Below are 9286 nucleotides of genomic sequence, written 5' to 3'. Positions count from 1 at the left end.
TTTTTATCGGACATTAATGAATTAATTATAAGAATTAAATTTATCTAATCCACTAATTTAGTCCCAGCTATAATAAGAATTTTTATTTCTGTAGGGGGACAATAAAGATTTTTTTCATAAAAGCCTAGTTTAAACTAGGCTTTTTTTATTTTAATATAAAGCAATCAAAAACAGGAAAATATTGTTGTTTTTTAAAATTATGATAAAATAATTTCACTTATAGCTATTTTCTTTGTGAACTCATTTTCTTGCTATACTTTAGCTGTGTAATAATAAGAATTTTTATTTCTGTAGGGGGACAATAAAGATTTTTTCACAAAGGTCTAATTTTAATTAGACCTTTTTTTTTACTTCTTTTCAGTGTAATTTTATATATGCGTATTTTTTTTTAAAATAAAGCTACTTATTTATTTTTTGTTATCCTACTTCTTTATCTTCGAATAAGTAATAAATATTTTTTATCTGTTGGGGGATAATGAAATTTCGTTAAGGTCTAATATTTTATTAGGCCTTTTTTTATTTAAGATGTTTTAATTACACTTATTAATAAAATTGATACAGTTATTACTTTTGAACTGATACAATTAAAAACCTTTCATAATTTTAGTTCAAATAATAGTAAAAGATTTTATTTCTGTAGGGGGAAATTAAAGTTTTTATGAAAGGTCTAAACTTAGTTTAGACCTTTTTCTTTTTAATTAGTATTATTAAATAAATTAATGTTTGTAAATTTGCATTCTCAATTTTTTGACAACGATTTCATTAATTGAGTTTTACTTATGGAAAACAAGAAAAAAGTCGCATTCTACACTTTAGGATGTAAATTAAACTTCTCAGAAACGTCTACAATTGCACGTGATTTTCAAAATGAAGGTTTTGAACGAGTTGATTTCGAAGAAATTGCAGATATATATGTGATTAATACCTGTTCGGTTACGGATAATGCAGATAAACAATTCAAGCAAATTGTAAAAAAAGCAATGAAGCTTAATGATAAAGCGTTTGTTGCTGCTGTGGGTTGTTATGCCCAATTAAAACCAGAAGAACTAGCTGCAGTTGATGGAGTAGATTTGGTTTTAGGTGCTACAGAAAAATTCAAAATCACAGATTATATTAATGACTTGTCGAAAAACGACATGGGCGAAGTCCATTCATGTGAAATTGAAGAGGCAGATTTTTATGTAGGAAGTTATTCAATTGGAGATAGAACGCGTGCGTTTTTAAAAGTACAAGACGGTTGCGATTATAAATGTACGTATTGTACCATTCCGTTAGCTCGTGGAATTTCTAGAAGTGATGCATTAGAAAATGTATTGAAAAATGCTAAAGAAATTTCAGAACAAGGCATCAAAGAGATTGTTCTAACGGGTGTTAATATTGGAGATTACGGAAAAGGAGAATTTGGAAATAAAAAACACGAACATACTTTCTTAGATTTAGTAAAAGCATTAGACGAAGTAGAAGGTATCGAGCGTTTGCGAATTTCTTCCATCGAACCAAATCTTTTGAAAAACGAAACGATTGAATTCGTAGCGCAAAGTCGAACATTCGTCCCGCATTTTCATATTCCATTGCAATCAGGTTCTAATGATATTTTAAAGAAAATGAAACGTCGTTATATGCGTGAATTATATTCGGAACGTGTTGCTAATATTCGTGAAGTAATGCCTCATGCTTGTATTGGAGTTGATGTTATTGTTGGATTTCCGGGTGAAACGGATGAGCATTTCTTAGAAACCTATCATTTCTTAAATGATTTAGATATTTCCTATTTACACGTTTTTACCTATTCGGAAAGAGATAATACCGAAGCAGTTGACATGGATGGAGTGGTGCCAATGAACGTGCGTTCGAAAAGAAGTAAAATGTTACGCGGACTTTCGGTTAAGAAAAGAAGAGCGTTTTACGAAAGTCAAATTGGAACGAACAGAACGGTTTTATTTGAAAGTGAAAATAAAGAAGGCTACATTCACGGATTTACAGAAAATTACGTAAAAGTAAAAACACCTTGGAATCCAGAATTAGTCAATACGCTGCACGAAATTAATCTAACCAAGATTGACGAAGACGGAAGTGTACGAATGGAATTCTTAAATGTAGAAGTATAAAAAAATCCCGATTATTCGGGATTCTTTGTTTATATGAGTTTTAAAAAATTAAATCTTAATTCCAGGAGGCAACATTTCTTGAAATTTTCTATTCTTTCTAAAGAAACTAATGAATTTTGCATGAGTAGGAACTACTTTTAATTTTCGTTCTTGCGCAATTTCTAAAACCGATTTTATAAATTCGTTGTGTAATTCTTCATCTTCGTTATTTTTGCTACAAAATTTAGTCAAAAACAACTTTCGTTCTTGAATAGAATATTCGATTGAAACCAATCCAGTATCGGAAATAATTTCAAATTGTCTTAAAAGTTCATTATCTTTGATTTCCATGATGCCTTTCAATTAGTGTGCAAATTTACGAAACTTTTTTAAAATAATGGTAATGAGTAAGATTCCAATTTATTTTATGCCAGGCTTAGCCGCAAGTCCAACTATTTTCGAAAATATTAAATTACCAGAAGACCAATTTGAAATGCGCTTTTTGGAATGGTTTTTGCCTCAAGAAAAAGAAAGTATCGAAAGTTATGCACTTAGAATGACTGAGAAAATTCAGCATGAAAATCCGGTTTTAGTTGGTGTTTCTTTTGGAGGTGTTTTGGTTCAGGAAATGGCAAAACAAATGAAAGTTCGTAAAGTAATTATCATTTCAAGTGTCAAATCGAATACCGAATTTCCACCACGTTTTAAAGTAGCAAAAGCAACAAAAGCGTATAAGTTAATTCCAACCCAACTTTTAGCTGATATAGAAAAATTGGTAAAATATGCATTTGGAGATAATATTGTAGCCAAGCGATTGAAGCTGTACGAAAAGTATTTGTCAGTTCGTGATAAGCACTATTTGGATTGGGCTATTGAAACCATTTTGTGTTGGAAACAAAAAGAAATAAATACAGCCGTAATTCATATTCACGGAGATGCGGATGAGGTTTTCCCAATCAAAAACATTGAAAAATGTATTGTTGTAAAAGGAGGAACTCACATTATGATAGTTAATAAATTCAAGTGGTTGAATGAAAATTTGCCAAAATTAATTCTAAACGATTAAAAAATGAAAAAGCATATAAAGAAGATATTGATTACAGGAACGGTTGTTCTTTTAGCAAGTTTCTTAATTTATGGAGTAGTTTCAGATGACACAAAATATTCTCCAGTAGGTTATAGTTTGAAAATGGACTTTTCGGGTGAAGAAGTGCCAACCTTCATGGCAGATGTGCAAGAGCGTTTGGATAAAGAGATGATTACTAATATGAATTATCATACCAATACCACCTTGGTAATCAAACGAGCAAATAAAGTTTTTCCAATTATAGAACCCATTCTTGCTAAATATGGTGTTCCAGATGATTTTAAATATTTAGCGGTTATTGAAAGTAGTTTGGTGAATGCGGTTTCTCCAGCTGGGGCAAGAGGCGTTTGGCAATTTATGCCTGAAACAGCAAAAGAAAAAGGAATGGAAGTAAGTGATGAGGTAGATGAACGTTATCACTTGGAAAAATCTACTGAAGCGGCTTGTAAATATTTGTTAAAGGCTAAAGAAAAATTTGGTTCTTGGACTTTGGCGGCAGCATCTTATAATGGTGGAATGAATGGAATTTCCAAAAAAATGGAAGAACAGCAAGTGGAAAATTATTATGATTTACTTTTAACCGAAGAAACTTCGCGTTATGTTTTTAGAATTTTAGCTTTAAAAGAAATTATGTCACATGCTAATAAGTATGGTTTTAATATCCCAAAGGAAGCTTTGTATTATTCTATCCCAACCAAAAAAATAGTGATTGATTCTTCAATTACAGATTTAGCAAAGTTTGCCAAAACGCAAGGTGTAAATTATAAAATCTTGAAAATACACAATCCTTGGTTACGAGATAAAAAACTAACTAATATTTCTGGAAGAAAATATGAAATCGAAATCCCAACTTCAGGATATCAAAAAGAATAAGCGCTCTATGGATGTTCAAATTGTTTTATCTTTAATATTAATCGGAATTTTAGCAGGAATTTTGAGCGGCTTAGTTGGAGTAGGAGGTGGAGTTGTCATGGTGCCTTTGCTAGTTTTACTTTTAGGATTTAACCAACATCAAGCACAAGGAACAAGTTTGGCGGTTTTGGTGGTGCCAGTTACTGCAGTTGCTGTTTACACGTATCACAAAGAAGGTTTTATCGATTGGCGATATGTAGGAATTATTGCTTTGTTTTTTGTGATTGGAGGTTATTTTGGAAGTAAAATAGCAGTAGGTTTAGATCAAAAAATGCTAAAAAAAGTATTTGGATTAATTTTACTTTTGATAGCAGGAAAGATGTTATTAGGAAAATAAAAAAAGCACCTTTAAGGTGCTTCTATTTTTTTAGAATGATGAATTACATTTTCTTCATTTGGTCCTTCATCATTTTGATTTGGTCTTTTAACATGTTTTGCTTGTCTAATTTTTTAGCTTCGTTTAATAAATTAGTAGCTTCCATTTTTCTTCTTTTTGTCATGGCGATACCAGCTAATTGTAATTTTGCTAAAGCTAAATCTTGATCCATTGATAAGCCTAATGAAATCGCTTTTTTGAAATATTTTTCAGCTTCATTTAAATTGGTTTGCGATACCATTAATCCGTGTAAATAATTAAAATAACCTTGTTGTTTTTTTACTAATGCGGCTTCCGGATTTTTAATATGAGCTAACCATTTTTGAGCTCCAGGAAAATCTTGTTTTCTTAATTTTAAAAAGGCTAATAAAATAAATTCATTTTTAAAATATAAGAAAATAAAAATGGTAGAGAATAATAATAAGAATATTCCATTTCCAATGTTGTTTTCTGTGAATTGATAAATTCCGAATGCTATGATTAAGGCAGCTAAAACTAATTTGATATTTTTGTGAAACATATATTTATTTTTTGTTTGATGCAAAGGTAATAAAATCAATTAAAAATATTTTTAAAAAAGTACTTGCGAATGAAAAAAGTCTTTGTATATTTGCACTCGGTTTTCAGGAAAGGAAGCCTACGAGTTTAAAAAAGAATTTTATTTATAGATTTTAAAAGATACTACAATGAGTAAGAGAACGTTTCAACCATCAAAAAGAAAAAGAAGAAATAAGCACGGTTTCATGGATAGAATGGCTTCTGCAAATGGAAGAAAAGTGCTTGCTCGTAGAAGAGCTAAAGGAAGACATAAATTAACTGTTTCTTGCGAACCAAGACACAAAAAATAATGTTTTAGCTTAAAACAATATATCAGCCGTTACTTTTATTAGTAGCGGCTTTTTTTTAAACTGTTTATAAAATTTGATAAGTTTTAAAGTGCATTTTAGTGCAACCTTTTGAAAATTAGTAATTTTATAGTCGCAATATAACTACAACCCACAACAAACAACAACACAATGCCTAAAGACACTACAATTAAATCGGTTTTAATTATTGGATCTGGACCTATCGTTATTGGTCAAGCTTGCGAATTTGACTATGCAGGTTCTCAATCCGCTCGTTCACTTCGTGAGGAAGGAATAGAAGTTATCTTAATCAACTCTAATCCTGCTACCATCATGACGGATCCATCAATGGCGGATCATGTTTACTTAAAACCACTTACCACAAAATCAATCATCGAAATTCTTAAAGCGCATCCACAAATTGATGCTGTTTTACCAACAATGGGAGGGCAGACAGCACTTAATTTAGCCATAGAAGCGGAAGAAAAAGGAATTTGGAAAGATTTTAGAGTACGTTTAATTGGGGTTGACATCAACGCCATTAACATTACCGAGGATAGAGAAAAATTTAAAGTGCTTTTAAATCAAATTGGAATTCCGCAGGCGCCTGCTAAAACGGCTAATTCATTTTTAAAAGGTAAAGAAATTGCACAAGAATTTGGTTTTCCGTTGGTAATTCGTCCTTCATTTACATTGGGTGGAACTGGAGCTGCTTTCGTACATAAGAAAGAAGATTTCGATGATTTACTAACTCGAGGTTTAGAAGCTTCTCCAATTCACGAAGTGTTGATTGATAAGGCTTTACTAGGTTGGAAAGAATATGAATTAGAGTTACTTCGCGATAAAAACGATAACGTGGTGATTATCTGTACGATTGAAAATATGGATCCAATGGGAATTCATACTGGAGATTCGATTACAGTAGCGCCAGCGATGACATTATCAGATACAACGTTCCAAAAAATGCGTGATATGGCGATTTTAATGATGCGCTCTATCGGAAATTTTGCTGGAGGTTGTAACGTACAATTTGCAGTTTCACCAGATGATAAAGAAGATATCGTAGCAATTGAAATTAATCCACGTGTATCGCGTTCTTCGGCATTAGCTTCAAAAGCAACAGGTTACCCAATTGCAAAAATCGCAACGAAATTAGCTTTAGGATATAACTTAGATGAATTACAAAATCAAATTACAAAATCAACTTCGGCTTTATTTGAGCCAACATTAGATTATGTAATCGTGAAAATACCAAGATGGAACTTCGATAAGTTTGAAGGTTCTGATAGAACATTAGGGCTTCAAATGAAATCGGTAGGAGAAGTTATGGGAATTGGACGTTCGTTCCAAGAAGCGCTTCACAAGGCTACTCAGTCATTAGAAATCAAGCGCAACGGATTAGGAGCAGATGGGAAAGGGTATAAAAACTACGAACAAATTATCGAGAAATTAACTTTCGCGAGTTGGGACAGAGTTTTCGTAATCTATGATGCTATTGCGATGGGAATTCCGTTAAGTAGAATTCATGAGATTACGAAAATCGACATGTGGTTCTTGAAACAATATGAAGAGTTATTCCATTTAGAGAAAGAAATTTCGAATTATAAAGTAGATACGTTACCAAGAGAATTGCTTTTAGAGGCGAAACAAAAAGGGTATGGAGACCGTCAAATTGCTCACATGATGGGTTGTTTGGAAAGTCAAGTACACAAATTGCGTGAAGAGCAAAATATCAAACGTGTTTACAAATTAGTAGATACTTGTGCTGCCGAATTTAAAGCGGTAACACCTTATTTCTACTCGACTTTTGAAGCTGAAATTGAAAAAGCAGACGGTACCAAATATGTTCATAACGAAAGTATTGTTACCGATAAGAAAAAAGTAGTGGTTTTAGGTTCTGGACCTAATAGAATTGGACAAGGAATTGAGTTCGACTATTCATGTGTTCATGGAGTTTTAGCAGCAAAAGAATGTGGTTATGAAACCATCATGATTAACTGTAATCCAGAAACGGTTTCTACTGATTTTGACACGGCAGATAAATTATATTTTGAGCCAGTTTTTTGGGAACACATTTATGATATCATCCAACATGAAAAGCCAGAAGGTGTAATAGTACAGTTAGGTGGACAAACGGCTTTAAAATTAGCAGAAAAATTATCTAAATATGGAATCAAAATCATCGGAACATCTTTTGATGCTTTAGATTTGGCAGAAGATAGAGGAAGATTCTCAGAATTATTAACCGAATTAAAAATTCCGTTCCCAAGATTTGGAGTAGCTGAAAATGCGGAAGAAGCTGTAAAATTAGCTGATACGTTAGATTTTCCACTTTTAGTAAGACCATCTTATGTATTAGGAGGTCAAGGCATGAAAATTGTCATCAACAAACAAGAGTTAGAAGAGCACGTAATCGAGATTTTAAAGCATATTCCAAATAACAAATTGTTGTTAGATCATTACTTAGATGGCGCTATCGAAGCAGAAGCGGATGCTATTTGCGATGCGGATGGAAATGTGTACATCATAGGAATTATGGAGCACATAGAGCCGTGTGGAGTGCATTCTGGAGATAGTAACGCAACATTACCACCATTCAATCTAGGTGAGTTTGTAATGCAACAAATCAAAGATCATACGAAGAAAATTGCAGTAGCTTTAAAAACAGTTGGGTTAATCAACATCCAGTTTGCTATAAAAGATGATACGGTTTATATCATTGAAGCCAATCCAAGAGCTTCTCGTACCGTTCCATTTATTGCAAAAGCGTATGGTGAACCATATGTAAATTATGCAACAAAAGTAATGTTAGGTCACAATAAAGTAACTGATTTCACTTTTAATCCAAAATTAAACGGATATGCAATTAAGCAACCAGTGTTCTCTTTTAGTAAGTTCCCAAATGTAAACAAAGCATTAGGTCCAGAGATGAAATCAACAGGAGAAAGTATTTTATTTATTGAAGATTTAAAAGACGATCAATTCTACGATTTGTACTCAAGAAGAAAAATGTACTTAACGAAGTAATAGAAACAGAAATCCCAATCTGTCGATTGGGATTTTTAATTTAAATAACTAATTTTCTGGATTGATTTTACATTCCACCCATTTGTTTTTTTAGTTCTTCTTTAGTGATTTTTGTAAATCCTTCTCCTATTTTAAAAGCATCTACAGGAATATCTTTGCTAAATTTGTTAGCTATCATAATAATATTTCCCTGAGAGGTTTGCATATTCATTTCTAAAGGGTAACCAGTTAATTTTACTTTGCTATTTGATGCTGACTCTTGTGGAGCAATAGCGTCAGTTAAGTAAAAAATATTTTTACTACCATCATTCATTGTTATTGTTGCTTTATAACATTTAAAGCCAGCAATTTCTTTAGTATCTTTTTTGTCATAGATTACTTCTTTGGCATCATCAAGATTATTTAAACCATTGGCATTTTTTAAAGCATCTTCTCCAATATCCGTAATTTCGTATTTCATTCCCATTACTTCCATCGTCATTCTTGATTCTTTTTTATTTGCAATTGGGATAATTGTTTTCATTAACATCATTCCTCCCATCATACTCATATCTGTTGCCTGAGTAGTTTCATCAAAATTGATTGTTATAGTTGTTTCTCCCATAGCAGCCATTTCTTCTGTTGTGCCTGGCATAGACATAGTGTAAGTTACAGATCCTTTTTTTAATTGTGTTTGAGCATGAGATATCGTTGTAAAAACTAATAATGCTGTTAATGCGATTTGTGTTAATTTTTTCATTTGTAATAATTTATTTTTCTGTGTTAATTTAAGAAATTTTTTAATCTTACAGGTTGTAAAATTTAGATTATATTTTTTTTAATAATATTTTTTCTTGTGAAAATTGATATGCCGCATCTAGGAAAGCAATCATTTTTTTCCAATTGGAATTAGGTTCGTACGAATTGAAATAATTTTTAGTAGATATTATAGTTAATTTGTTGCCTTTTACTT

At 31.8% G+C, this 9286-nt stretch carries 9 protein-coding genes; 6 read left to right on the top strand and 3 right to left on the bottom strand.

The window, feature by feature from the left end; translation table 11 throughout:
- Nucleotides 1-779 precede the first annotated feature (779 nt).
- Nucleotides 780-2108, top strand: a complete 1329-nt coding sequence (gene mtaB / locus B4I81_RS09880; RefSeq protein WP_291110191.1) for a tRNA (N(6)-L-threonylcarbamoyladenosine(37)-C(2))-methylthiotransferase MtaB — start codon at nt 780-782, stop codon at nt 2106-2108.
- A gap of 48 nt (nt 2109-2156) precedes the next feature.
- On the opposite strand, the gene B4I81_RS09875 is transcribed toward mtaB, so the two are convergent.
- On the bottom strand, nt 2157-2438 hold the full coding sequence (locus tag B4I81_RS09875) for an N-acetyltransferase (protein WP_291110189.1): 282 nt from the start codon (nt 2436-2438) through the stop codon (nt 2157-2159).
- Nucleotides 2439-2490: 52 nt separating this feature from the next.
- Here B4I81_RS09875 and B4I81_RS09870 point away from each other — a divergent pair, with 52 nt between their 5' ends.
- Genes B4I81_RS09870 through B4I81_RS09860 form a run of 3 tightly spaced genes read left to right on the top strand, consistent with a single transcriptional unit; the run spans nt 2491 to nt 4423 of the window.
- A complete protein-coding gene (locus tag B4I81_RS09870) occupies nt 2491-3153 on the top strand; it encodes an alpha/beta hydrolase (RefSeq protein WP_291110187.1) in 663 nt (220 codons plus the stop codon).
- A gap of 3 nt (nt 3154-3156) precedes the next feature.
- The gene (locus tag B4I81_RS09865) at nt 3157-4047 is read left to right on the top strand and encodes a lytic transglycosylase domain-containing protein (protein ID WP_291110185.1); all 891 of its coding nucleotides are present in this window, start codon (nt 3157-3159) and stop codon (nt 4045-4047) included.
- 7 nt (nt 4048-4054) lie between these two features.
- Nucleotides 4055-4423, top strand: coding sequence for a sulfite exporter TauE/SafE family protein (locus B4I81_RS09860; RefSeq protein WP_291110193.1), 369 nt, complete (start codon nt 4055-4057; stop codon nt 4421-4423).
- Between the two features lie 43 nt (nt 4424-4466).
- On the opposite strand, the gene B4I81_RS09855 is transcribed toward B4I81_RS09860, so the two are convergent.
- Nucleotides 4467-4982 (bottom strand): DUF2892 domain-containing protein, encoded by a 516-nt coding sequence (locus tag B4I81_RS09855; protein WP_231843437.1) that lies wholly within the window; start codon nt 4980-4982, stop codon nt 4467-4469.
- Nucleotides 4983-5148: 166 nt separating this feature from the next.
- On the opposite strand from B4I81_RS09855, the gene rpmH reads away from it, so the two are divergent.
- Nucleotides 5149-5310: a 50S ribosomal protein L34 gene (gene rpmH, locus B4I81_RS09850; RefSeq protein WP_007136275.1), complete on the top strand. Its 162-nt coding sequence runs from the start codon at nt 5149-5151 to the stop codon at nt 5308-5310.
- A gap of 168 nt (nt 5311-5478) precedes the next feature.
- Nucleotides 5479-8334, top strand: a complete 2856-nt coding sequence (carB, locus tag B4I81_RS09845; RefSeq protein WP_291110182.1) for a carbamoyl-phosphate synthase large subunit — start codon at nt 5479-5481, stop codon at nt 8332-8334.
- A 67-nt stretch (nt 8335-8401) separates the two neighbouring features.
- On the opposite strand, the gene B4I81_RS09840 is transcribed toward carB, so the two are convergent.
- Nucleotides 8402-9073 carry a hypothetical protein gene (locus B4I81_RS09840; RefSeq protein WP_291110181.1) on the bottom strand — a complete coding sequence of 224 codons (672 nt, stop codon included), beginning with the start codon at nt 9071-9073 and terminating at the stop codon, nt 8402-8404.
- Nucleotides 9074-9286: the final 213 nt, after the last annotated feature.

Origin of the sequence: Flavobacterium sp. UBA6195 (assembly GCF_002422095.1) — a bacterium.
Lineage (GTDB): Bacteria > Bacteroidota > Bacteroidia > Flavobacteriales > Flavobacteriaceae > Flavobacterium.
Note: the sequence above shows the minus strand (reverse complement) of the source record. Positions and strands in the feature narration are given on the sequence as shown.

Excerpts from the sequence above, each read along its gene's own strand:
- mtaB (WP_291110191.1), top strand. The coding sequence starts at position 780 with ATGGAAAACAAGAAAAAAGTCGCATTCTACACTTTAGGATGTAAATTA.
- B4I81_RS09875 (WP_291110189.1), bottom strand. The coding sequence starts at position 2,438 with ATGGAAATCAAAGATAATGAACTTTTAAGACAATTTGAAATTATTTCC.
- B4I81_RS09870 (WP_291110187.1), top strand. The coding sequence starts at position 2,491 with ATGAGTAAGATTCCAATTTATTTTATGCCAGGCTTAGCCGCAAGTCCA.
- B4I81_RS09865 (WP_291110185.1), top strand. The coding sequence starts at position 3,157 with ATGAAAAAGCATATAAAGAAGATATTGATTACAGGAACGGTTGTTCTT.
- B4I81_RS09860 (WP_291110193.1), top strand. The coding sequence starts at position 4,055 with ATGGATGTTCAAATTGTTTTATCTTTAATATTAATCGGAATTTTAGCA.
- B4I81_RS09855 (WP_231843437.1), bottom strand. The coding sequence starts at position 4,982 with ATGTTTCACAAAAATATCAAATTAGTTTTAGCTGCCTTAATCATAGCA.
- rpmH (WP_007136275.1), top strand. The coding sequence starts at position 5,149 with ATGAGTAAGAGAACGTTTCAACCATCAAAAAGAAAAAGAAGAAATAAG.
- carB (WP_291110182.1), top strand. The coding sequence starts at position 5,479 with ATGCCTAAAGACACTACAATTAAATCGGTTTTAATTATTGGATCTGGA.
- B4I81_RS09840 (WP_291110181.1), bottom strand. The coding sequence starts at position 9,073 with ATGAAAAAATTAACACAAATCGCATTAACAGCATTATTAGTTTTTACA.